Source organism: Nocardioides panacis (assembly GCF_019039255.1).
In the GTDB taxonomy this organism is placed as follows: domain Bacteria; phylum Actinomycetota; class Actinomycetes; order Propionibacteriales; family Nocardioidaceae; genus Nocardioides_B; species Nocardioides_B panacis.
On the sequence record NZ_CP077062.1, the window covers coordinates 2,941,438 to 2,964,936 of the forward strand.

Annotated in this window: 19 protein-coding genes and 1 pseudogene; 7 read left to right on the forward strand and 13 right to left on the reverse strand. The window is 72.7% G+C overall.

The features are described 5' to 3' along the window. Positions 1-60: 60 nt before the first annotated feature. The 3 genes and pseudogenes from KRR39_RS14405 to KRR39_RS24925 all read right to left on the reverse strand — a co-directional run. On the reverse strand, positions 61-4,959 hold the full coding sequence (locus tag KRR39_RS14405) for an NAD-glutamate dehydrogenase (protein ID WP_254185150.1): 4,899 nt from the start codon (positions 4,957-4,959) through the stop codon (positions 61-63). Positions 4,960-5,085: 126 nt separating this feature from the next. Beyond that, positions 5,086-5,463 (reverse strand): tryptophan 2,3-dioxygenase family protein, encoded by a 378-nt coding sequence (locus tag KRR39_RS24920; protein ID WP_254185151.1) that lies wholly within the window; start codon positions 5,461-5,463, stop codon positions 5,086-5,088. Positions 5,464-5,539: 76 nt separating this feature from the next. After that, positions 5,540-6,145: pseudogene (locus tag KRR39_RS24925) on the reverse strand (tryptophan 2,3-dioxygenase family protein); the annotation flags it as partial. Here KRR39_RS24925 and KRR39_RS14415 point away from each other — a divergent pair. Continuing rightward, positions 6,032-6,514 carry a DUF2505 domain-containing protein gene (locus KRR39_RS14415; RefSeq protein ID WP_216937888.1) on the forward strand — a complete coding sequence of 161 codons (483 nt, stop codon included), beginning with the start codon at positions 6,032-6,034 and terminating at the stop codon, positions 6,512-6,514. The pseudogene KRR39_RS24925 and the gene KRR39_RS14415 sit on opposite strands and share 114 nt — an antisense overlap. On the opposite strand, the gene KRR39_RS14420 is transcribed toward KRR39_RS14415, so the two are convergent. Next, on the reverse strand, positions 6,511-6,693 hold the full coding sequence (locus KRR39_RS14420) for a hypothetical protein (protein WP_216937890.1): 183 nt from the start codon (positions 6,691-6,693) through the stop codon (positions 6,511-6,513). The two genes, KRR39_RS14415 and KRR39_RS14420, sit on opposite strands and share 4 nt — an antisense overlap. Before the next feature lie 100 nt (positions 6,694-6,793). Between KRR39_RS14420 and KRR39_RS14425 the strand changes: the two genes are divergently transcribed. Then, a complete protein-coding gene (locus KRR39_RS14425) occupies positions 6,794-7,867 on the forward strand; it encodes an alkene reductase (protein ID WP_216937892.1) in 1,074 nt (357 codons plus the stop codon). 61 nt (positions 7,868-7,928) lie between these two features. On the opposite strand, the gene pruA is transcribed toward KRR39_RS14425, so the two are convergent. The 4 genes from pruA to KRR39_RS26165 form a co-directional block, all read right to left on the reverse strand. Next, positions 7,929-9,563 (reverse strand): L-glutamate gamma-semialdehyde dehydrogenase, encoded by a 1,635-nt coding sequence (gene pruA, locus KRR39_RS14430; RefSeq protein ID WP_216937894.1) that lies wholly within the window; start codon positions 9,561-9,563, stop codon positions 7,929-7,931. A 49-nt stretch (positions 9,564-9,612) separates the two neighbouring features. Further along, positions 9,613-10,104, reverse strand: coding sequence for a DUF6912 family protein (locus KRR39_RS14435; protein ID WP_216937896.1), 492 nt, complete (start codon positions 10,102-10,104; stop codon positions 9,613-9,615). After that, positions 10,101-11,573: a WS/DGAT/MGAT family O-acyltransferase gene (locus KRR39_RS14440; RefSeq protein WP_216937898.1), complete on the reverse strand. Its 1,473-nt coding sequence runs from the start codon at positions 11,571-11,573 to the stop codon at positions 10,101-10,103. Before KRR39_RS14440 ends, KRR39_RS14435 begins: the two co-directional genes overlap by 4 nt. A 147-nt stretch (positions 11,574-11,720) precedes the next feature. Next, a complete protein-coding gene (locus KRR39_RS26165; protein WP_367303671.1) occupies positions 11,721-11,954 on the reverse strand; it encodes a hypothetical protein in 234 nt (77 codons plus the stop codon). Positions 11,955-12,157: 203 nt separating this feature from the next. On the opposite strand from KRR39_RS26165, the gene KRR39_RS26170 reads away from it, so the two are divergent. Then, complete coding sequence (locus KRR39_RS26170) at positions 12,158-12,985, forward strand: hypothetical protein (protein WP_367303672.1); 828 nt, start codon at positions 12,158-12,160, stop codon at positions 12,983-12,985. Here KRR39_RS26170 and KRR39_RS14450 read toward each other — a convergent pair. Beyond that, positions 12,954-14,249, reverse strand: coding sequence for a CpaE/TadZ family protein (locus KRR39_RS14450; protein WP_216937906.1), 1,296 nt, complete (start codon positions 14,247-14,249; stop codon positions 12,954-12,956). The two genes, KRR39_RS26170 and KRR39_RS14450, sit on opposite strands and share 32 nt — an antisense overlap. Continuing rightward, entirely contained in the window at positions 14,246-14,593 is a 348-nt protein-coding gene (locus KRR39_RS14455; protein ID WP_216937908.1) for a hypothetical protein, read from the reverse strand. The genes KRR39_RS14450 and KRR39_RS14455 overlap by 4 nt, the downstream gene beginning before the upstream one ends. Positions 14,594-15,073: 480 nt before the next feature. On the opposite strand from KRR39_RS14455, the gene KRR39_RS14460 reads away from it, so the two are divergent. After that, positions 15,074-15,322: a helix-turn-helix domain-containing protein gene (locus KRR39_RS14460; protein ID WP_216937910.1), complete on the forward strand. Its 249-nt coding sequence runs from the start codon at positions 15,074-15,076 to the stop codon at positions 15,320-15,322. A 9-nt stretch (positions 15,323-15,331) separates the two neighbouring features. On the opposite strand, the gene KRR39_RS14465 is transcribed toward KRR39_RS14460, so the two are convergent. After that, positions 15,332-15,889 (reverse strand): hypothetical protein, encoded by a 558-nt coding sequence (locus KRR39_RS14465; protein ID WP_216937912.1) that lies wholly within the window; start codon positions 15,887-15,889, stop codon positions 15,332-15,334. A gap of 114 nt (positions 15,890-16,003) precedes the next feature. Between KRR39_RS14465 and KRR39_RS14470 the strand changes: the two genes are divergently transcribed. Beyond that, complete coding sequence (locus KRR39_RS14470) at positions 16,004-16,720, forward strand: LysM peptidoglycan-binding domain-containing protein (RefSeq protein WP_216937914.1); 717 nt, start codon at positions 16,004-16,006, stop codon at positions 16,718-16,720. After that, complete coding sequence (locus tag KRR39_RS14475) at positions 16,717-17,283, forward strand: Rv3235 family protein (protein WP_216937915.1); 567 nt, start codon at positions 16,717-16,719, stop codon at positions 17,281-17,283. Before KRR39_RS14470 ends, KRR39_RS14475 begins: the two co-directional genes overlap by 4 nt. A gap of 7 nt (positions 17,284-17,290) precedes the next feature. On the opposite strand, the gene KRR39_RS14480 is transcribed toward KRR39_RS14475, so the two are convergent. Then, positions 17,291-18,484: a helix-turn-helix domain-containing protein gene (locus KRR39_RS14480; protein ID WP_254185152.1), complete on the reverse strand. Its 1,194-nt coding sequence runs from the start codon at positions 18,482-18,484 to the stop codon at positions 17,291-17,293. A 140-nt stretch (positions 18,485-18,624) separates the two neighbouring features. Between KRR39_RS14480 and KRR39_RS14485 the strand changes: the two genes are divergently transcribed. Beyond that, positions 18,625-20,493 (forward strand): NAD(P)/FAD-dependent oxidoreductase, encoded by a 1,869-nt coding sequence (locus KRR39_RS14485; RefSeq protein WP_216937916.1) that lies wholly within the window; start codon positions 18,625-18,627, stop codon positions 20,491-20,493. Here KRR39_RS14485 and secA read toward each other — a convergent pair. Next, positions 20,483-23,323, reverse strand: a complete 2,841-nt coding sequence (secA, locus tag KRR39_RS14490; RefSeq protein ID WP_216937917.1) for a preprotein translocase subunit SecA — start codon at positions 23,321-23,323, stop codon at positions 20,483-20,485. The two genes, KRR39_RS14485 and secA, sit on opposite strands and share 11 nt — an antisense overlap. Positions 23,324-23,499 lie beyond the last annotated feature (176 nt).

Sequence of the window (23,499 nt, forward strand, 5' to 3'; positions counted from 1 at the left end):
GGTCGCCGTACGACTTGCGCAGTCCCTCGACCGCGATGGCCGATCCCCCGGGGGCCCGGCTCATGGGGTCGAGAGCAGCGTTCGTACGACGCGCAGCCCGACCGACAGCCGTGCGAGGTCGGCGTGGTCGTCGCTGCAGATCTCCGTCAGCGTCCCCACCGCACGGCTCACCACGACCGCGTCGTCCTCCTCCCAGTCGGCCACCCGGACGGGCACCGGCTGGTCGGAGGAGGTGGCGGCCAGCACCTGCGCGGTGAGCCGGGCGTGCACGGCGTGCAGGTCGTCGCGCAGCGCCGCGCGGGCCATCGTCTGCCAGCGGTCCTCGCGCGGCAGCGCCAGGATCCGCGCGACCAGCGCGGACAGGCCGAGCCGCTCGCCGAGGGCGAAGTGCACCCGGGCGATCTCCAGCGGGTCCCGGCCGTCGCGGCGGGCGGTCTCCACGATGTTCAGCGCCTGGTAGGCGGGCGGCAGCAGCGCCACCCGGACCGCGAGGTCCTCCGGCACGCCCTTCTGCACCAGGCTGTCGCGGCGCAGCTCGAAGGCGTCCCGCTCGCGGCCGCCGAGGATCTCCGGCAGCGCGGCGACCACCTGCTGGGCGTCGACCCCGAAGAAGTCGACGGTGCCCTCGCTGTCCATCGGCGGGCGCCGGTTGTTGATCAGCCAGCGCGACGCACGCTCGACCAGGGTGCGCATCTCCAGGCGCATCCGGGTCTGCACCGCGGCGTCGATCTTGTTGTCGTAGGAGTCGATCTCGTCGATCAGCGACCGCGACCCGAAGATCTCCCGGGCCACGAAGTTCGCCCGCACCAGCTCGTCGGCGGTGGCCGCGGTCTCCTCCGAGAGCCGGTGGAAGAACGTCATGCCGGCACCGTTGACCAGGTCGTTGACGACCTGGGTCACGATGATCTCCCGGCGCAGCGGGTGGCTCTCCATCTGCTCGCGGTAGGTGTGGCGCATCTTCGTGGGGAAGTAGCCGAACAGGTCGCTGCGCAGGAACGGGTCGTCGGCGATGTCGGTGCCGATCAGCTCGTCGGCGAGCACGATCTTGGTGTAGGCCAGCAGCACCGACAACTCGGGGACGGTCAGGCCCTGCTTGCGCTCGATCCGGGCGGCGACGGTCTTGCGGCTGGGCAGCGCCTCCAGGGTCCGGTCGAGCAGGCCCTGCCGCTCCAGCCGGCGGATCCAGTCCTCGTGCACGTGCAGCAGGTCGGGCGCCTGGATCGCGGCGTTCGCGAGCGCGTGGTTCTGCTCGTAGTTGTCCCTCAGCACCAGCGTGCCGACCTCCTCGGTCATCGAGGCGAGCAGGTCGTTGCGCTGCTTCTCGGTCAGGTCCCCGGCCGCGACGACCCGGTCGAGCAGGATCTTGATGTTCACCTCGTGGTCGGAGGTGTCCACCCCGGCGGAGTTGTCGATGAAGTCGGTGTTGATCCGGCCACCCTGCTCGGCGTACTCGATGCGGCCGCGCTGGGTGAGGCCGAGGTTGCCGCCCTCGCCCACGCACTTGGTGCGCAGCTCATGGCCGTCGACCCGGATCGCGTCGTTCGCCTTGTCGCCCACCTCGGCGTGGGTCTCGCCGGCGCTCTTGACGTAGGTGCCGATGCCGCCGTTCCACAGCAGGTCGACGCGGGCCAGCAGGATCGCCCGCATCAGCTCGGCCGGCGTCATCGCCTGCACGGAGTCCCTGAGCGAGAGCGCCTCGCGGACCTGCGCGCTGACCGGGATCGACTTGAGCGAGCGCGGGAAGATCCCGCCGCCCTCGGACAGCAGGGACTTGTCGTAGTCCTGCCAGCTCGACCGGGGCAGCGCGAACAGCCGCTTGCGCTCGGCGTACGACGTGTCCGCGACCGGGTTCGGGTCGAGGAAGATGTCGCGGTGGTCGAACGCGGCCACCAGGCGGGTGTGCTCGGAGAGCAGCATGCCGTTGCCGAACACGTCACCGGACATGTCGCCGATGCCGACGCAGGTGAACTCCTCGGCCTGGCAGTCCACGCCCATCTCGCGGAAGTGCCGGCGCACCGACTCCCACGCACCGCGGGCCGTGATGCCCATCGCCTTGTGGTCGTAGCCGACCGATCCGCCGGAGGCGAACGCGTCGCCGAGCCAGAAGCCGTAGTCCTTGGCGACCCCGTTGGCGATGTCGGAGAAGGTCGCGGTGCCCTTGTCGGCGGCGACCACGAGGTAGGAGTCGTCGCCGTCGTGACGCACCACGCGGGGCGGCGGGACGACCTCCTCGCCCTTGAGGTTGTCGGTGATGTCCAGCAGGCCGGAGATGAAGGTCTTGTAGCAGGCGATGCCTTCGGCCATCCACTGCTCACGCTGGCCGGGGTCGGGCAGCTGCTTGCAGAAGAAGCCGCCCTTGGAGCCGACCGGCACGATCACGGTGTTCTTCACCATCTGCGCCTTGACCAGCCCGAGGACCTCGGTCCGGAAGTCGTCGCGGCGGTCGGACCAGCGCAGGCCGCCGCGGGCGACGGCGCCGAACCGCAGGTGGACGCCCTCGACGCGCGGGGAGTACACGAAGATCTCGAACTTCGGGCGCGGCTCCGGCAGGTCCGGGATCGCGTCCGGCTTCAGCTTCAGCGAGATGTAGGACTTGTGCTGGCCCTCGGCGTCGAGCTGGTAGTAGTTCGTGCGCAGGGTGGCCCGGATGAAGGTCAGGTAGGACCGCAGGATCCGGTCGTGGTCCAGGCTCGCCACGTCGTCGAGGGCCCGGTGGATCCGGCCCTCGATCTCGGTGGTCTTCGCCTGCCGGGTCTCGCCGTCGGCGGCCAGGTCGCCGTTGCGGCCCGGGTCGAAGCGGGCCTCGAACAGCCCGACCAGACCGCGGGTGATGTCGACGTTCTGCTGCAGCGCGTCCTCGATGTAGTCCTGGGCGAACGGCGTGCCGCCCTGCCGCATGTACTTCGCGTAGGCCCGCAGCACGGTCGCCTGCCGCCAGGTCAGCCCGACCGCGAGGACCAGCGCGTTGAAGCCGTCGACCTCGTTGTCGCCCTCCCAGACCGCGGTGACGGCGTCCTGGAACAGCTCGCGGCTCTCCACCGGGAGCGCCCGGTGGAAACGCAGCCCGAAGTCGTAGATGTGCGACTCGCGGTCGAGGCCGTCGAGGCCGTAGGGCCGCTCGTCGATGACCTCCACGCCCATCGAGGACAGCGTCGGCAGGACCTCGGACAGCGACATCGGCGAACCGGTGCGGTAGATCTTCAGCCGCGCCTCCTCGGGACCCGCCTCGGGCAGCTGGTAGAACGACAGGTCGAGCCCGCCGTCGCCGGGGATGCCCTCCAGCCGGCCGAGGTCGACCGCGCCGGTCCGCGGCGGGTAGTCCTCCTTGTAGGCCTCCGGGAACGAGTCGGCGTACTTGCGGGCGAGCAGCGCGCCGTCCTCCTCGCCGTACTCGGCGTGCGCGGCCGCGACGAAGTCGTCGCGCCAGGAGCGCGCGGCCTCCGCGAGGCGGCGCTCGATCTCGGCCACGTTGAACGAGCCGATCGTCTCGCCCCGCTTGGGGCGGATCACGAAGTGCAGGCGGGCCAGCATCGACTCGCTGACCCGGGCGGTGTACTCCAGCGAGTCTCCGCCGAGGCGGTCCTTGAGGATGCCGGCGATCTTCTCCCGGACGGCCGTGGTGTAGCGGTCGCGCGGCAGGTAGACCAGGCAGGACAGGTAGCGGCCGTAGGTGTCGCGCCGCACGAACAGCCGGACCTGCCGGCGGTCGCGGATCTGCAGCACCGACTCCGCGATCGGCACGAGCTCCTCGATCGGGGTCTGGAACAGCTCGTCGCGGGGGTAGGTCTCGAGCACGTCCATGAGCGCCTTGCCGGTGTGGCTCAGCGGCGCGAACCCGGCCCGGTCGATGACCTGCTTGGCCTTCGTCCGGATCACCGGGATGCGGGTCAGCGACTCGGTGTAGGCCGCGGAGGAGAACAGCCCGAGGAAGCGGCGCTCGCCGACGACCTCGCCGCTCGCGTCGAACGTCTTGACGCCGACGTAGTCGAGGTACACCGGACGGTGCACGGTGGCCTTGGAGTTGGCCTTGGCCAGCACCAGCAGTGTCTTCTCCCGGGCCTTGGACCGCACCAGCGGAGGCAGCTTCGCGAACGACGTGGACATGTCCTGGTCGGCCCGCAGGATGCCGAAGCCGGTGCCGGGGACCGCCCGCAGGGCGACGTTGTCCGTGCCGTCGTCGGCGTCCTCGAGGCGGTACTCGCGGTAGCCAAGGAACGTGAAGTGGGTGTCGGCCAGCCAGCGCAGCAGCGCCTGCCCCTCGGCGATCTCCTCGGCCGGCAGCGGCGGGGGGTTCTCGTCGAGGTCCTCGATGATGTCGAGCGCCTGCTGGTGCATCTTCGGCCAGTCCTCGACGGCCTCCCGGACGTCCTGGAGGACCTTGGCCAGCGCCTGCTCGATCTCGTCGCGCTGGGCCTGGCTCGACTCGCGGCCGATCTCGATGTGCATCCAGGACTCGCGCGACATGTCGTGCGGGAGCTCGGCCCGGTCGAGCTGCTGGTCGTCGCCGGTGAAGATCTCCTCGAGCTGCCCGGTGATGTCGCGGCGGACCAGGATCTGCGGGTGCACGACGACGTGCACCTCGCGGTTCTGCTCGTTGAGCTCCATCGTCACCGAGTCGACGAGGAACGGCATGTCGTCGGTGACCACCTCGACGACCGTGTGCCCGCCGGCGGACCAGCCGTGCTCGGCGACGGTCGGGGTGAACACGTGGATGTTCGCGGTCCCCTGCGGGCGGTACGCCGCGGTCTTGTACTGGCTCATCGCGGCGCCGTACAGGTCGACCTCGGTGCGCGAGGCGAGGTCCTCGGTGGCCACGTGGCGGTAGAAGTACCGCAGCAGCTCGGCCGACTTGCCTCCCGGCGGACCACCGGAGCCCTTGCGGCTCGTGGCGAACGAGGCGGCCCTCTCGATCAGGTCGTCCCGCTCGGTGTTCCCGGTCCCGTCCAGCGTCGTCGACACGCAGCATCAACCTCTGCAGCTCTCAGCGACGGCACGTCGTTGTGCCGTCCATCCGACCCTAGAGCGTCACGCGCGGGGCCACCACCACCCGGGTCCCCGCCGCGTGTCCCGGCAGCCGGAACGGCCTCAGAGCACCGAGCGGAGGTCCCAGAGAAGCGGGAAGTAGCGCAGGTCGAGCCGGCTGCGGAGGTAGTCCGCACCCGACGACCCGCCGGTCCCGGTCTTGGTCCCGATCATCCGCTCCACCATCACCACGTGCCGTGCCCGCCAGGCCGCGGCGAGCTCGTCGTGCTGCAGGAGCGCCTCGGCCAGCGCCCACACCTCGCCGTAGGACGCCCGGTCGTGGGCGGCGCGACGGACGGAGTCGGTGACCTGCTCGTCGTCGCCCACCGGCAGGCCGCGGTCCTCCAGCACCCGCAGGAACGCGTCCCAGAGGCTCGGCTCGTCCAGCCGGCGCTGCAGCCGGGCCTGCTCGTCGGCGGTCAGCCCCCGGAAGCGCTGCACGAACGACGGGTCCTTGGCCCCCCGAGAGGAACTCCAACTCGCGGAACTGCACGGACTGGAACCCGCTGGCCGGGGCGAGCGCCTGCCGGAACGCCAGGAAGTCCTGCGGGGTCATCGTCTCCAGCACGTCGACCTGCTGGACGAGGGTCCGCTCGATGACGTGCATCCGGTGCAGCAGGTGCTGGGCCCACCACACCCGGGAGCCGCCCTGCGCCGCCTGCGCGCCACCCGCCAGCATCGCGTCGCGCGCCGCGGTGGCCTCGTGCAGGAGCTGCTGGAACCACAGCTCGTAGACCTGGTGGATGGTGATGAACAGGAGCTCGTCGTGCGCGGGCGGCGCGGACTCGAGGTCCTGGGAGGAGAGCAGCCGCTCGAGCTGCAGGTAGCTGCCGTAGGTCAGCCGCGCCCCGTGCTCGCCGAAGGCGATGTCCTGGCCGCCCCACCGGCCCGTCAGGTCGCCGCCGCCGCCGGTCTGCTCGTCTGAGGTCACACGGGGAGCGTAGCGACGTCCGGCGTGGGTACGACATGATGCCGAGCACCGTCCCCAGCCCGCAGGAGCCAGCCGCCGATGAAGTACTCCCACCAGATGACCTACGACGCCTCCCCCACCGAGGTCCGCGCGATGCTCGCCGACCCCGCCTTCCGGGAGAAGGTCTGCGCGGCGATGCGCGCGACGCGGCACGAGGTCACCGTCGAGGAGTCCAGCCCCGGCATGACCGTGCTGGTCGACCAGACCCAGCCCGCCGACGGCATCCCGTCGTTCGCGAAGAAGTTCGTCGGCGACGAGATCCAGATCGTGCAGCGCGAGGTGTGGGGTGCGGGGACGTCCTCCTCGCTGCTCGTCGAGATCCCCGGCAAGCCGGGTGCGCTGAACGGCTCCATCGACCTCGCCGCCGACGGCGCGGGCACCGTGGAGACCGTCTCGGGCGACATCAAGGTCAAGATCCCGCTGATCGGCGGCAAGCTCGAGGGCCTGATCGGGGACCTGCTCACCTCGGCGCTGAAGGCCGAGCAGCGCGTCGGCCGCGCCTGGCTGGCCGGCAACCGCTAGACCGGCCGGTCCGCCTCCCGGGCCGCGTCCGCCTCGTCCTCGGCGACGTCCCGCCGCCGGACGACGTACACGACCACGAAGAGCACCACGAACGGGCCGAACGCGACCAGGCCCACGAGCAGCTGCTCGACGGGGTGCAGCGCGCCGAGGTGCAGCGGGAGCGGTGAGAGAAAGGTCATCACCTCCATTGTGCGACGGAGGTGTGCCGGGGAATGCCCGGGGGGTACCAGATGGTTGGTACAACGTTCAACCATTTTCTCTCCCGAGGAGTCGCACCGCATGCCTGACCTCTTTGACCCGCTGACCGTGAAGAGCTGGAACCTGCCGCACCGCCTCGTGATGGCTCCGCTGACCCGGAACCGCGCGACCGACGGCATGGTCCCCGGCGACCTCGCCGTGGAGTACTACGCCCAGCGCGCCTCCGCCGGCCTGATCATCACCGAGGGCACCCAGCCCAGCGCCGTCGGCCAGGGCTACCTCGACACCCCCGGGATCCACACGCCCGAGCAGGTCGAGGGCTGGCGCCGCGTCGCCGACGCCGTGCACGCCAAGGGCGGCCGCATCGTCGTGCAGCTGATGCACGCCGGCCGCGTCGCGCACCCGGACAACAAGGCCGGGCTCGAGTCGGTCGCGCCGAGCGCGCTGGCCGCGCCGAACGAGATGTTCACCGCCGACGGCCCCAAGCCGCACCCGGTGCCCCGCGCCCTCGAGACCGACGAGATCCCCGGCATCGTGGAGGACTTCGTGCACGCCGCGAAGTCCGCGATCGAGGCCGGACTGGACGGCGTCGAGGTGCACGCGGCCAACGGGTACCTCCTGCACCAGTTCCTCGCGCCCGGCTCGAACGAGCGCACCGACTCCTACGGCGGCAGCCCGGAGAACCGGGCCCGGCTGACCGTCGAGGTCACCCGCGCGGTCGCCGAGGCGATCGGCCCGGAGCGCGTGGGCATCCGGATCTCCCCGGCGCACAACATCCAGGGCGCCACCGAGGAGGACCCGGCCGACGTCGAGGCGACGTACACCGCGCTGGTGCAGGACATCGCCCCGCTCGGCCTGGCCTACCTCAGCGTCCTGGCCGACCCCTCGCTGGACCTCGTCCAGGGGCTGCGCAAGGAGTTCGGCGGCGTGCTGATCGCCAACGACGGGTTCGGGCAGATCACCACCCGCGAGAGCGCCCAGGCGGTCCTCGACGAGGACCTCGCCGACGCGGTGGCCGTGGGCCGGCTGTTCCTCGCCAACCCCGACCTGCCGGCACGCTGGCAGCGCGGTGCCGACCTGAACGAGCCGAACCCGGACACGTTCTACGGCGGCGGCGCGGAGGGCTACACCGACTACCCCTCGCTCGCCGGCTGAGCGACCGAGACAGCACGAGGGCCCGGACGGATCATCCGTCCGGGCCCTCGTGGCGTCCGGGTCAGCCCAGGTCCATGTACGGGTAGCGGTAGTCCTTCGGCGGGTCGAAGGTCTCCTTGATCGACCGCGGCGACGTCCAGCGCATCAGGTTCTGCGGGGAGCCGGCCTTGTCGTTGGTGCCCGAGGCCCGCGCACCGCCGAACGGCTGCTGGCCGACGACCGCGCCGGTCGGCTTGTCGTTGATGTAGAAGTTGCCGGCCGCGAACCGCAGCGTCTCGCGCGCCCAGGCGACCACGGTGCGGTCCTGGGCGATGATCGAGCCGGTCAGGGCGTACGGCGCGAACGACTCCATCTGCGCCACGACCTTCTCGAAGTCGCCGTCCTCGAAGACGTGCACGGCGAGGATCGGTCCGAAGTACTCCGTGGAGAACATCTGGTCGGTCGGGTCGCTGCTCTCCACGACGGTCGGCCGGACGAAGTACCCGACCGAGTCGTCGACCTGGCCGCCGGCGAGGATCTCGAGGTTCTTGGAGCGCTTCGCGCGGGCGATCGCCTTCTTGTGCTTGGCGAAGCCGCGGTCGTCGATGACGGCGCCCATGAAGTTCGAGAAGTCGGTGACGTCACCCATGGTGATCGACTCGACCTCCGCGACGAACGAGTCCTTCATCTTGTTCCACACCGAGCGCGCGACGTAGGCCCGCGAGGCGGCGGAGCACTTCTGGCCCTGGTACTCGAAGGCCCCGCGCAGCAGCGCGACCCGCAGCACGTCGGGGTCGGCCGAGGCGTGCGCGACCACGAAGTCCTTGCCGCCGGTCTCGCCGACGATCCGCGGGTAGGAGCGGTACTTCGCGATGTTCGCGCCGACCGTGCCCCACAGGTGCTGGAAGGTCGGCGTGGAGCCGGTGAAGTGGATGCCGGCGAGGTCGGGGTGGTTGAGCGCGACCTGCGAGACGTCGAGACCGTCGCCGGGCAGCATGTTGATGACGCCGGGCGGCAGGCCGGCCTCCTCCAGCAGCTCCATGGTCAGGTGCGCGGCGACCTGCTGGGTCGGCGACGGCTTCCAGATCACCGTGTTGCCCATCAGCGCCGGGGCGGTCGGCAGGTTGCCGGCGATCGCGGTGAAGTTGAACGGCGTGATCGCGTAGACGAAGCCCTCGAGCGGCCGGTGGTCGGTGCGGTTCCAGATGCCGCGGCTGTTCGCGATCGGCTGCTCCTCCAGGATGCCGCGCGCGAAGTGCACGTTGAAGCGCCAGAAGTCGATCAGCTCGCAGGCCGCGTCGATCTCGGCCTGGAAGGCGGTCTTCGACTGGCCGAGCATCGTGGCGGCGTTGATCCGCTGGCGCCACGGGCCGGCCAGCAGGTCGGCGGCCTTGAGCAGGATCGCGGCGCGGTCGTCGGCGGACATCGCCCGCCAGCCCGGTGCGGCCTCCTGCGCGGCGGCGATCGCGGCGCGGGTGTCGGCCTGCGTGGAGCCCTTCAGCACACCGAGCACGTGCTGGTGGTCGTGCGGCTGCACGACGGGGATCTCGGCCCCGCCGCCCATCTTCTTCTGCCCGCCGATCGTGGCGGTCAGGTCGAGCTGCCGGTCCTCCTGCCGCTTCAGCTCCTGCTCCAGCTCGGCCCGCTCGGGGCTGCCGGGGGCGTAGGTGAGGTTGGGCTCGTTCACGGGAGCCGGGGGTCGGGTCAAGGCGTCCATGCCGCCGATCGTGTCAGACGCCCGCGGTTGGGCCCAACCCAGGCGCGGGTCAGGTCAGACCGGTGCCGGCCAGCAGGTCGCCGATCTCCTGGGCGGCCCACCACCCGAGCTCGTGGTCCAGGCAGCGCTCGGCGAGCCTTTCGGCGTCCGCCGCCCCCGTGGTCCGCGCTTCCCGGGCCGCCGCGACGTGGCCCTCGGCGTCGGCGGCGTCGGCCAGCACCGCGCCGACCAGCCGGAACGGCACGACGTCGTCGACCTCCACGACCGTGGGGTCCTCGGTGCCGGCCGGCCGCGCGGACGGTACGTCGACCGCGATCACCACCCGGCGGGCCGGGTCGTCCTCGTGCAGCATCGCCAGCGAGGACTGGGCCGCGGCGGTCGAGGCGGCGTACTCCCAGTCCTCCTCGCCGAGGTCGGCCAGCTCCGCGCGGACCGCCGGCGTCACCGCGTGCCCGACGAACGGCGCCGGCCCGATGCCGTCGGCGGTGACGATCGCCCGCAGGCGGCCGAGCGTGCTGGGGACGTAGACGCGGGTGCTCACGGGTTCACCGTCTTCGTGGGAGGGGTGCTGTTGCTGGTGGGCGCCTTCTTGCGTCCCCGCGGGGCCCGCTGCCGGCTCGGGGAGATGCTGTCGACGAGCTCCTCGAGGGCCTCGGTGACGCACTGGCCGAGGACCTCCAGGTCCGGCAGCGCGTCCCGGTCCCCGTTGAGGCCGAAGTACACGTGCCCGTCGTACGACGTCACGCCGATCGACAGCGCGTGCCCGGGCAGCAGCGGCTGCACCGGGTAGCTCTCGGTCATCTGGGCCCCGGCGGCGTACAGCGGGAACTGCGGCCCGGGGACGTTGGTGACCACCAGGTTGAAGCCGCGCCGCGACTGGGCGGCGGCCACCCGCGCGCCGAGCGCGTGGAAGGTGGTCGGCGCGAAGCCGGCGACCCCGGCCAGCCGGTCCGCGGCCACCGCACGGCCGGTCTCCTTGTGCGCCTTGAGGGCGTAGGAGACCTGGTGCAGCCGGACGACCGGGCTGGACTCGCCGATCGGCAGGCTGAGCAGCGTGCCGGAGACCTGGCTGCCCAGCGAGGTCGGCTCGAGCTCGCTGTCGATCACGCTCATCGGCACCAGGGCCCGCAGCGAGCGGCTGCCGTGCACGGACTCCGCGCGGGTCATCAGCCAGTTGCGCATCGCCCCGGTCACGGTGGCCAGGATGACGTCGTTGACGGTGCCGCCGTGGAAGCGGCGGACCGCGCGGTAGTCCTGCAGCGACGTCTTGACGGTCATGAACCGGCGCTGCTCGGACAGCGTGGTGTTGATCGGCGACTCCGGCACCGCGCGACGGCTCGACAGCGTGCCTGCGACGTCGACGATCTTGCCGCCCACGGCGCTCGCGGTGCGGAACACGCTGCCGGCGTTGCCGGACAGGGTGGCCAGCGCCTGCCGCGGGTCGCGCACCGAGTCGCGCACGGCGTCTCGGACCAGGCTGGAGGCGCTCGGCACGTGGTGCGGGTGCCAGTCGACGTGCACGCTGTCGCGCATCACCGGGTCGACGTCGAGGATCACCTGTCCGAGGTCGATGGTCGCCACCCCGTCGACCAGGATCTGGTGGGACTTCGACAGGATCGCGAACCGGCCGCCCTCGAGACCCTCGATGAAGTACATCTCCCAGAGCGGACGGTGCCGGTCGAGCCGGCGCGACAGGATCCGGCCGGTCAGGTCCCGCAGCTGGTCGATCGACCCCGGGCGCGGCAGCGCGGAGCGGCGTACGTGGTAGGTCAGGTCGAAGTCCTCGTCGTCGGCCCACACCGGGTTGGCCAGCCGCCCGGGGACCGAGCGCAGCCGCTGGCGGTAGCGCGGCACGAACGCGATCCGGTCGCCGACCAGCGCGACCAGCCGGTCGTAGTCGAAGCCCGAGGCCGGCGGCTCGAAGATCTCGAGGGTCGCGTTGTGCATCGGCGTGCTCGCGGACTCCGTGACCAGGAAGGCCATGTCGTCCGGCCGGAGCCGTTCGCTCATCGTGACCCCTCTCAGGACGTCGTCGGTGCGTCGTGCGATTCTGGCAGAACACCTGCCGCGATCGGCCTCCGCCCGAGCCAGTCAAGGAGAACAGATGGTCTTCGCCCACGGCATCGGCGGGGCGAAGGACCTCCCGATCCCGGCCGCCTACGCCATGGCAGGAGCCGGTGCGGCGCTGGCGGTCTCCTTCATCGTGCTCGCGCTGGCCTGGCGGACCCCGCGCTTCGACGCGGCGACCCAGGGCCGGCCCGCCCCGGCCTGGCTGGCGTCCGTGGTGGACAGCACCTGGTTCGCGGCGCTGCTGCGGGTGCTCGGCCTCGTGTTCTTCGCGTACGTCGCCTGGGCCGCCCTGGCGGGGCCGGACCTGCTGCTGAACCCCACGTTCGGCGTGGTCTACGTGCTGCTCTGGGTCGGCATCGTGCCGGCCTCGCTGCTGCTCGGCCCGTTCTACAAGGCGGTCAGCCCGCTGCGCACGGTCCACCTGCTGTTCACGCGGCTGACCGGCGGCGACCCGGAGCAGGGCCTGCTGACGCTCCCCCCGCTGGGTCGGCTACTGGCCCGCGGCGCTCGGCCTGCTCGCGTTCGTGTGGCTCGAGCTGGTCTACCCGGGGTCGACGTACCTCTCCCCCGTGCGGCTCTGGTTCGCCGCCTACCTCGCGATCGGGCTCGTCGGGAGCGCGGTCTTCGGCAGCACCTGGCTCGAGCGCGCCGACCCGTTCGAGGTGTACTCCACGCTGGTCGGGCACCTGTCGGTCTTCGGCCGCACCGCCGACGGCACGCTGGTGCTGCGCAGCCCGCTGGGCAACCTCGACGGGGTCCGCGTCGAGCCGGGCCTGGTCGGCGTGGTGGCGGTGCTGTTCGGCAGCACGGCCTTCGACAGCTTCAAGGACTCCACGGAGTGGCTGCGGTTCACCCAGTCCTCGTCCATGAGCTCGACGTGGCTGGACTTCCTCGCCCTGCTGTTCTTCGTGCTCGTCGTCGGCGTGACGTTCTCGGTCGCGACGATGGCGACGGGCGTCGAGGAGGGCGTCAGCCGCCGCTCGCTGCCGGACCGGTTCGCGCACTCGGTGGTGCCGATCGTCGTCGGCTACGTCGTCGCGCACTACCTGTCGTACTTCGTCGAGGTCGGCCAGCAGACGGTCGTGCAGCTCTCCGACCCGCTGGCCCGGGGCCAGGACCTGCTCGGCACCTCCGACCTCCAGGTCAGCTACTGGCTGTCCACGCACCCGGCGTTCCTGGCGGTGCTCAAGGTGCTCTCCGTCGTGACCGGCCACGTGCTCGGCGTCGTCGCGGCCCACGACCGGGCGATCAAGCTGCTGCCCCGCCGCCACCAGCTCACCGGCCAGCTGCCGCTGCTGCTCGTGATGGTCTTCTACACCGTCACCGGGCTCTACCTGCTCTTCGGCGCCTGAGCCCCTGGCGCGCGGCCGGTCGGGGGGTTTCGCCGAGCAGCCCGCGCGCGACCTCGGCCACCGCCGAGCGCAACGGCGAGACGCCGTCCTCCACGAGGCTCCGGCCGGCCATCAGGGCCCGGTCGGCCGCGGCCCGGTCGTCCGGGACGAAGTGCACGTCGGCCGGGGTCACGAACCCCTCGACCATCCCGCGGATCTCCCGGTCGCCCCAGCCCAGCGTCGAGCGGGTGCGGTTCACCACGACCCGCGGCCGCACGCCGGGCAGCAGGTCGCGCAGCTCGACCAGCCCGCGGGCCAGCCGGGCCAGGCCGACCGAGTCCGCAGCGCCCACCACGAGCAGCTCGTCGGCCCGGCGTACGGCGGCCAGGGTCAGGTCGTTGCGCTGCGGCGCGGTGCCGCCGAACGGGTCACCCGGGTCGGCCTCGAGGCTGAAGCCGGTGTCCAGGACGACGTACGGGACGAGGCGGGAGGCCTGCTCCAGCAGCTCCGCGAAGGCGGCCGGCCGCACCTCGGTCCAGCGGTCCGCACGGGGCAGCCCGGTGAGCACGCGCAGGTGCTCGCCGACCTGACGGGCGAGCCCGACGAGCCGCTCGGCGTCCAGCAGGCCGGAGTTCGCGGACCGGGCGGCGGCGAGCAGGCCCGAGACCTCGTCGAGGACGCCGAGGTGCTGCGCGACCGCGCCGCCGTACGGGTCGACGTCGAGGAGCAGCACGTCGTGCCCGGCGTGCGCGAGCTCGGCGGCCAGGCCGACGGCGAGCGTGGTGCGGCCGGGGGCACCCGCCGGTCCCCACACCGCGACCGTCCGGCCCGGTGCGGGCGGGTCGCCGGCCGGGGCGGGATCCGGGCGACCGGTGGTGTCGGCCGGGGCGCCCGGGGCCGCGTCGGCGCCGGCGGCGGCCACCACGTCCGCCAGCCCGGCGAGCTGCTCGCTGGTGAGGACGTGCTCGACGCCCAGCCGGCGCAGCCGGTCGGGCTCGCCGCCGCGCAGCTCCGCGGGCGCACCCACCAGGACCAGCCCGAGCCCGGACCGGCGGAGGTGGTCGACGCTGTCGGCGTCCAGCCCGACGAGGCCGGGCGCCACCACGGCCACCGACGCCAGGCCGGCGCTCGCCGTGGCCAGCAGGTCGGTGAGGTCGACGCAGCGCTTGGTGAGCACCAGCCGCGGTCCGCCGCGCTCGATCCGGTCGAGCGCCTCCGCCTCCCACGGCGCACCGGCCGCGGCCACCAGGACGGCGACGCGTCCCGGCACCCGGGGGCCGGTCATCGCCGGGCGGTGAGCAGGACGGTGCCGCCGGCCAGCGCGGCCAACGACAGGGGCAGCCGCACCTGCTGGTCCTCCTCGACCCCGACGATCACCTGCCGGGTCGCGGTCGGTCCGAGCGACGAGCCGGTCCGCGGCACCGAGACCACCGAGACGTCGTCGAACACCAGCGCCGCCCGGGCCGGGGCCGCACCTCGGCCCTCGGCGGCACCGGCCGCGTCGGGGGTCACCCAGACGTCGACCACGCTGCCCACCCGCACCGTCGCCGGTACCGCGTCGGAGGCCACGGACAGCGGCACCTCGGTGAGCGGCACCGACCCGGCCCCGCCCAGCGCGGCCCGCGGCACCAGCTCCCCCCGCGCCCACCGCGCGGGCCAGCCGCGCCCCGGACGGCAGCGGGGAGTCGGCGGACAGGTAGGCGTCGGCGGCGTCCTGGTCGGCGAACCGCACCTCGCGGCGGACCAGGTCGGCGACCGCGACCGGCTCCCCGGCGCTCAACGCCGTGCGGGCCGACCAGACCCCGACGGTGTCGTCGGCGCCGCCGACCAGGCGGGCCCCGAGCAGCGTGCAGACCGCCACGACCGCGACCCCGACGACCAGCCGCGGGTCCCGCCAGCGGGAGTGTCCGGCGCGCTCCGCCGCCGGCGAGGCGGGGGCCGACGCCCCGCGCGAACGGACCTCGATGCTGGCTCCCCGTGCTGGCATGGGAGACATCATGCTCACTTCGCCCGTCCTGGGCACCCCTTCCTCCACAGGCAGGGCACCCGTCCACAGCGAAACGTGCGCCTGCTTGCCGAAACGTCGGCAAACGCTGGCACACTGGGACCATGTCCAGCACGCAGGGCGATCCCGGTCGCCGGTTCCTGACCCTGCCCGACGTCGCCGAGATCCTGGCCACCTCCGTCGCCCAGGTCCGGGCGCTGGTGCAGGCCGGCGAGCTGCGCTACATCCAGATCGGCGGCCGCCAGCAGTACCGCATCGAGGCGGTCGAGCTGGAGAAGTACATCGCCCGGATGTACGCCGAGGCGGACGCCAAGTCCGGCAGCCGCTCGAGCCCGGCCGACGGAGCCCGCTGAGCGACGCCCTCACCCGGCCCGCAGCGCCGCCAGCGTCGCGAACGGCAGCACCTCGAGGTGACCGCGGCCGGCCGCGCCGTCGCCGCCCTCGTCGCCGACGAGCACCTCCACGAAGTCCCGGCCGACCCGTCCCAGCCGGCCCCGGGCGGTGGACCCGTCCACCCGGTGCAGCAGCACCTGGGCCCGGTCCCCCGCCAGCCCGCGCAGTGCCGACCCGAGCCCCAGCCGTGCGGTGAGCGGCCGGACCTCCGGGCTCCGGCCCGCGTCGACCAGCCCCCGCACCGCGCGGACCGCGGCCGCCACCACGACCCACTCCACGCCCCCGACCTCGAGCAGGCACCAGCCGTCCCCGGCGCGCACCAGCCGGCCGTCCAGGGCGCCGGGACCGCCGACGTCGAGCAGCAGCCGGGTGCCCACCGAGGCGTGCAGCCGGTCGGCGAGCGCCACCGCGGCGTACTCCGACCGGCTCTGCTCGGCGACGAGCGCGTCCCGCTCGACCAGCGCGAGCCCCGCGGCCTGCTGCTCGAGGTCGTCGAAGAGGTCCAGCAGCCGTTCTTCCCAGCGCATGCGTGAACGCTGACCGCTGCGGCCCGACCTGTCAATCGTCTGGGGACAAACGGTTGACGACCTCGCTCGATGACGTCTAGAAAGATCAAACGACATCAAACGAGAGGATCAGCGGTGGCACTCGTCGGCACGACCACCCGGGCGCTGCTGCTCCTCGCCGGCGGCGTCGCCGCGGCCGTCGGCGCCTGGGCGCTGGCGGCCGCTCCGCTGCTCCGGGTCGCGGACCCGCTGCTCGCGGACGGGCCGGGCGCGCTGCCCCGGCTCGACCTCCCCACCGTGCTCGCCGGCGGCTGCGCGGCAGCCCTGCTGGCCTGCACCGGGTGGCTGGTGGCGACCGGTGCGCTGCTGGTGCTCGCCCGCCTCGGCCGGCTGCTCGCCCCGGGCAGCCCGGCCTGGGCGCGTCTCGCGGAGACCGCCACGCGAGCCTGCCCGGCCGTCGCCCGCGGCGCGGTCACGGCGCTGCTCGGGGTCGCGGTCGGGGCCGCGGCGAGCACCCCCGCCCGGGCGGACGTCGGCGGCCAGGTGCCCGGGGCCGCCGGGCTCACCGGCCTGGCGCTCCCCGACCGGGCGACGGGCGCGGCCCCGGCGGCCGGCGCCCGGGCCACCGGGACCGGGCCTGTGCTGGTCCGTCCCGGCGACTCGCTCTGGTCGATCGCCGAGGGCCTGCTCCCGGCCGGTGCTCCGGACCCTGCCGTCGACGCCGGGTGGCGCGCGCTGCACGCGGCCAACCGGGGCCGCATCGGACCCGACCCGGACCTCCTCCGGCCGGGGACCCGCCTCGTCGTCCCGGACCTGCTGACCCACGCACCCCACGGAGAGGAGCTGCCATGAGCAGCACGAACCCGCCCGCCCCGCTCCCGCCGCCGGTCCAGGCCCGACGCCCGCCGGGCCTGCCCGGCGAGCTGGCGACCGTCACCCGGCTCGGTCCGCCGTCCGACGAGCGCGAGGTGGTGCCGGTCGCCGAGGTGCAGGGCAGTCTCGCGCTGGACCCGCGGCGGGCCCGCAGCTCCCCGGCCGCGCCGGAGCTGCGCCTGGTGCCCGGCACCGGGTCCCGCGAGCAGCGCGAGGTGCAGGCCTGGGCGGCCCGGTTCGCGCAGGCCACCGTCGAGGTGCTCGGCGGGGACCGGCCGCTCCCGCAGCTGCTGCGCTGGACGACCGCGCGGGTCTACCAGGACCTCGACCGGCGGGTCCGCATCCTGGGGCGGACCGCACCGGCCCCGGACCGGCTGCGCACCATCCGGCCGCAGGTGCGCAGCGTGCACGTCTTCCTGCCCCAGCCCGGCAGCGCCGAGGTCAGCGTGCACGTGCGGCACGGGCAGCGGTCCCGGGCCATCGCCGCCCGGCTCGAGCGGCGGCACGGCCGGTGGACCTGTGTGGCCCTGCAGCTCGGCTGAGCCGGCCTCAGCCGGCGGGCGCCCCGAGCACGGCCATCTCCACGGCCGGGGAGATCCGGTAGGGCTGGCTCTCCACCACCCCGCCGAGCGTACGGCGCAGCCGGGACACCTCCGCGCGCACCGCGACCACGTGCTCCGCGTCGCCGTACAGCCGGCTGCTCAGCGCCGCCGCGCTCAGCCCGGACCGTCCCGCGCGGTGCAGGAGCAGCAGGATCTCGGCGTGCCGGGCGGTGAGCGGAGCCCGCCACGGGCGCTCCCCGGAGACCGCGACCGCGGGCGGCCCGGTCAGGTCCAGGGTCATCACGATCCGCGTCTCGCCCCCGGCCGGCCGGACCAGCCAGCCGTCGCCGAGCGGCTCGGGCAGGCAGAGGCCGAGGCCCGGCACGGTCAGCGGCCGGCGGTCGCGAGGCACCGCGATCCGGGCCTGCGCCGCGATGCCGGCGGTGTGCGCGACCCAGCCGTGGTCGTCGACGAGCAGCAGCGGCCCGGTCACCGAGGCCAGCACCGGCGCCGCGACCGCCCGCAGCCGCTCGAGGCGCAGCTCGTGGTGCCGCCACAGCTGGGACTCGGCGAGGCGCACCGCCGTCTCGACCAGCGCGACGATCGCCGGGTGCAGGGTCATCGCCGGGCCGCTGACGTCCACGATGCCGAGCAGCTCGCCGGTGCGGGGGTCGTGGATCGGCGCCGCCGTGCAGTACCACGGGTGCTGCTCGGCCTCGAAGTGCTCCGCGGAGAACAGCTGCACCGGGCTCGCCTCGGCCAGCGCGGTGCCGATCGCGTTGGTCCCGACCACCTCCTCGGTCCACTCCGCGCCCTCCTCGAAGCCCAGCGAGTCGGCCCGGCCGCGCACCCGGGCGGCGCCCTCGCGCCACAGGATGATCCCGTCGGCGTCGGTGACCACCATCAGGAACTGCGAGGCGTCGGCGACCGAGGAGATGATCGCCCGCAGCTCCTCGATGACCAGCGCCACCGGCGACTCCCGGCGACGCGCGAGCACCTGGTCCATCGGCAGCGGGTCGCGCGGGTGCCGGCCGTCCGGGTCGAGACCGGCCTCCAGGACCCGGGACCACGAGCGGGCCACCAGGGCGCGGGGCTGCAGCGGCGAGCGGCCGCCGCCGATCACCGCGTCGTGCATCCGGACCAGCTCGCGGGCGTAGGCCGGGAGGTTGGTGCCCGGCCGGATCGCGCTGAAGTCGCCCACCCGGCGAGCGTAGGACCGCACGAGGGCCGGTGGCACCGTCCGTTCGACGGGGATTGCAACCCCCTGCAACCCTTGCCCGGCGTCCCGGGCGGGTGTGCGGTGGGTCACACGCCACCCCGGCGCCGTACGAGAGGACCCGCATGACCCAGACGCTCGACTCCCCCAGCACCACGAGCCCGGCCCAGCAGCGGGTGGACGCCTGGCTCGCCGACTTCGAGGCCGCGCTCGCCGCGCGGGACGTCGAACGGGCCGCGGGGATGTTCGCCACCGACTGCTACTGGCGCGACCTGGTCGCGTTCACCTGGAACCTGAAGACCGTCGAGGGCCGTGCGGGGGTCACGGACCTGCTCCGGGAGACCCTGGAGGGCACCGACCCGAGCGGCTTCCGGACCGCCGAGCCGCCGGACGAGGCCGACGGGGTGACCACGGCGTGGATCGAGTTCGAGACCGCGGTCGGACGCGGGCGCGGCCTGCTGCGGCTCACCGAGGAGGGCGCCTGGACGCTGCTCACCACGCTCTACGAGCTGAAGGGTCACGAGGAGCCGAAGGGCACCGAGCGGCCCCGGGGCGCCGAGCACGGCGCGAACCGGAGCCGGGAGACGTGGACGGAGAAGCGCGAGCGGGAGGCCCGCGAGCTCGGCTACGAGACCCAGCCCTACGTGCTCGTCGTCGGCGGCGGCCAGGGCGGCATCGCGCTGTCCGCGCGGCTGCGGCAGCTCGGCGTGCCGACCATCGTGATCGACAAGCGCGCGCGCCCCGGGGACCAGTGGCGCAGCCGCTACAAGTCGCTGTGCCTGCACGACCCGGTCTGGTACGACCACCTGCCCTACATCAAGTTCCCCGAGAACTGGCCGGTGTTCGCCCCCAAGGACAAGATCGCGGACTGGCTGGAGTCCTACACCAAGGTGATGGAGCTCAACTACTGGTCGAGCACCGAGGCCAAAAGCGCGTCGTACGACGAGACCAGCGGCGAGTGGACGGTCCACGTCGAGCGCGAGGGCCAGCCCTTGGTGCTCCGGCCGAAGCAGCTGGTCCTGGCCACCGGGATGAGCGGCAAGCCGAACCTGCCCACCTACGAGGGCATGGACACCTTCCGCGGCGACCAGCACCACTCCTCCGCGCACCCCGGCCCGGACGCGTACGCCGGCAGGAAGGCCGTGGTGATCGGGTCGAACAACTCCGCCTTCGACATCTGCGGGTCGCTGTGGGAGAAGGGCGCCGACGTCACGATGGTGCAGCGCAGCTCGACGCACATCGTGCGCTCGGACTCGCTGATGGACATCGGGCTGGGCGCGCTCTACAGCGAGGAGGCGCTGGCCTCGGGGATGACCACCGAGAAGGCCGACCTGGTGTTCGCCTCGCTGCCCTACCGGATCATGCACGAGTTCCAGATCCCGCTGTACGACGCGATGCGCGAGCGGGACGCGGACTTCTACGACCGGCTCGAGAAGTCCGGCTTCCTGCACGACTGGGGCGACGACGGCTCAGGGCTGTTCATGAAGTACCTCCGTCGCGGCTCGGGCTACTACATCGACGTGGGCGCGGCCGACCTGGTCGCCGACGGCGACGTGGAAGCTCGCGCACGGCCAGGTCGAGCGGCTCACCGAGCACTCGGTGGTGCTCGCCGACGGCACCGAGCTCGAGGCCGACCTGGTGGTCTACGCGACCGGCTACGGCTCGATGAACGGCTGGGCCGCCGACCTGATCGACCAGGCGACCGCCGACAAGGTCGGCAAGGTGTGGGGCCTCGGGTCGGACACCACCAAGGACCCTGGTCCCTGGGAGGGCGAGCAGCGCAACATGTGGAAGCCCACCCAGCAGGAGGCGCTGTGGTTCCACGGCGGCAACCTGCACCAGTCCCGGCACTACTCGCTGTACCTCGCCCTGCAGCTCAAGGCCCGGGCCGAGGGCATCGACACCCCGGTCTACGGCCTGCAGGAGGTGCACCACGCCAGCTGACCCCCCGGCCCCCGCCACGGGAGGCGGGGGCCGGGCGGCTCAGCCGTTGACGCGGGTGGTCAGGCCGGTCGGCCCGCCCGGTGCGCCGTGGCACTTCTTGTACTTCTTGCCCGAGCCGCAGGGGCAGTCTGCGTTGCGGCTGGTGCCGGCGAACTCGGCGTCGGCGACCTGCTCCGGAGCGCCGACCACCTCCGCGTCGCCGTCCTCGGAGGGCGCCGAGTAGGAGAGCTTCTGCGGGGCCCGGGGGCCGTCGAGGCCCTTCGCGCGGATCGCCGGGTGCTCGCCGGTGTGCGTGGAGGCGGCGGCCTGCGCGAGCGCCGGGCCGACCTCGACGCCCTGGTCGGCGAGCGTGTGCGCGTGGCCGGTGTGGTCCACCTCCGGCTCCTCGTCGACCTGCACCTCGAGGTTGAAGAGGTAGCCCACGGCCTCCTCCTTGATCCCGTCCATCATGGCCCGGAACATGTCGAAGCCCTCGCGCTGGTACTCCACGAGCGGGTCGCGCTGGGAGTAGGCGCGCAGCCCGATGCCCTCGCGCAGGTAGTCCATCTCGTAGAGGTGCTCGCGCCACTTGCGGTCCAGCACGGACAGCAGCACGCGCCGCTCGAGCTCGCGCATCACGTCCTCGCCGAACTCCGCCTCGCGGGCGTCGTACGCCGCCTGCGCGTCGGCCTTCAGGTCCTCGACGAGCTGGTCGCGGGTCAGCCCGTTGCGGCCGCCGGCCTCGTCCTCGACCGCGGCCAGGGTGCGGGTCACCGGGTAGAGCTGCTTGAGCGCGGCCCACAGCGCGTCGAGGTCCCACTCCTCCGGGAAGCCGTCGGTGGCCGCGGTGACGTAGCCCTCGACGACGTCGTCGACCATGTCCCGGATCTGCTCGTGCAGGTCGGCACCCTCGAGCACCGCGCGGCGCTCGCCGTAGATGACCTCGCGCTGCCGGTTCATCACGTCGTCGTACTTCAGGACGTTCTTGCGGGAGTCGAAGTTCTGCGACTCGACCTGGCCCTGCGCGGACGCGATGGCGCCGGTGACGCGCTTGTTCTCGATCGGCACGTCGTCGGGGACCTTGAGCGTGGTCAGCACCCAGTCGACCCAGTCGGACTTGAACAGCCGCATCAGCTCGTCCTCGAGCGACAGGTAGAACCGGGTCTCGCCCGGGTCGCCCTGCCGGCCGGACCGGCCGCGCAGCTGGTTGTCGATGCGGCGCGACTCGTGGCGCTCGGTGCCGACGACGTACAGCCCGCCGGCCGCCTTGACCTCGTCGTGCTCCGCGGCGACCTGCGCCTTGATCCGCTCCACCGCCGCCGGCCACGCGGCGCTGTAGGCGTCGCCGTCCTCGAGCGGGTCCAGACCGGCGGCCCGCAGCTCCTGGTCGGCCAGGAAGTCCACCGAGCCGCCGAGCATGATGTCGGTGCCTCGACCGGCCATGTTCGTGGCGACCGTGACCGCGCCCTTGTGGCCGGCCAGCGCGACGATCTTCGCCTCGTTGTCGTGCTGCTTGGCGTTCAGGACGGTGTGCGGGATGCCGCGCTTGGTCAGCAGCCCGGCGAGCAGCTCGGACTTCTCCACCGACACCGTGCCGACCAGCACCGGCTGGCCGTTCTTGTGCCGCTCGGCGATGTCGTCGACGACCGCGACGTACTTCGCCTCCTCGGTGCGGTAGACCAGGTCGGCCGCGTCGGTGCGCGCCAGCGGCTTGTTGGTCGGGATCGGGACGACGCCGAGCTTGTAGATCTTGTCGAACTCCGAGGCCTCGGTCATCGCCGTGCCGGTCATGCCCGAGAGCTTGTCGTAGAGCCGGAAGTAGTTCTGCAGGGTGACGGTCGCGAGGGTCTGGTACTCCTCGCGGATCTCCACGCCCTCCTTGGCCTCGATGGCCTGGTGCAGGCCCTCGTTGTAGCGGCGGCCCGCGAGCATCCGGCCGGTGTGCTCGTCGACGATCAGCACCTCGCCGTTGAGGACGACGTACTCCTTGTCGTTGCGGAACAGCTCCTTGGCCTTGATCGCGTTGTTCATGAACGAGATCAGCGGGGTGTTCACCGAGTCGTAGAGGTTGTCGATGCCGAGGTAGTCCTCGACGCGGGTGATGCCCGGCTCGAGGACGGAGATCGTGCGCTTCTTCTCGTCGACCTCGTAGTCGACGTCCTTGGTCATCTGCCGCGCGATGGTGGCGAACTCGCCGTACCAGCGGACCTCGTCCTGGGTCGGGCCGGAGATGATCAGCGGGGTGCGGGCCTCGTCGATGAGGATCGAGTCGACCTCGTCCACGATCGCGAAGTTGTGGCCGCGCTGCACGCACTCCTCGATGGAGTTCGCCATGTTGTCGCGCAGGTAGTCGAAGCCCAGCTCGTTGTTCGTGCCGTAGGTGATGTCGGCCGCGTAGGCGACCCGGCGCTCGGCCGGGGTCATCTCCGGCAGGATCATGCCGACGCTGAGGCCGAGGAACTGGTGCACCCGGCCCATCCACTCGGCGTGGTACTTCGCGAGGTAGTCGTTGACGGTCACCACGTGGACGCCGTCGCCGGACAGCGCGTTCAGGTACGCCGGCAGCGTGGAGACCAGCGTCTTGCCCTCACCGGTCTTCATCTCGGCGATGTTGCCGAGGTGCAGCGCCGCGCCGCCCATCACCTGCACGTCGTAGTGCCGCTGGCCGAGCACCCGCTTGGCCGCCTCGCGGACCGTGGCGAACGCCTCGGGCATCAGGTCGTCGAGCGTCTCGCCGGCCTCGAGCCGCCGACGGAACTCCGCGGTCTGGCCCTGGAGCTCCTCGTCCGTCATCGAGGTGAAGTCGTCCTCGATGGCGTTCACGGCGCGCGAGATGGCCTCGAGCTGCCGGAGGATCTTGCCCTCGCCGATGCGGAGGATCTTGTCGAGGATGGCAGGCACGTGCGTCGACTCCTGTGGTCAGGTGTTGTTCCCCGAGGTCGTCCCGGTGGAACCGGTGTCCGGCGCCGCCCGGCGAGTCTCCTCGCGAGCGCGCCAGCGGGGGTCACGGCCCCGCTGCCATCGTAACCGGACTCCCCAGCAGCGTCCGCCACGCTGCCGGATCCGCGCCGGTCGGC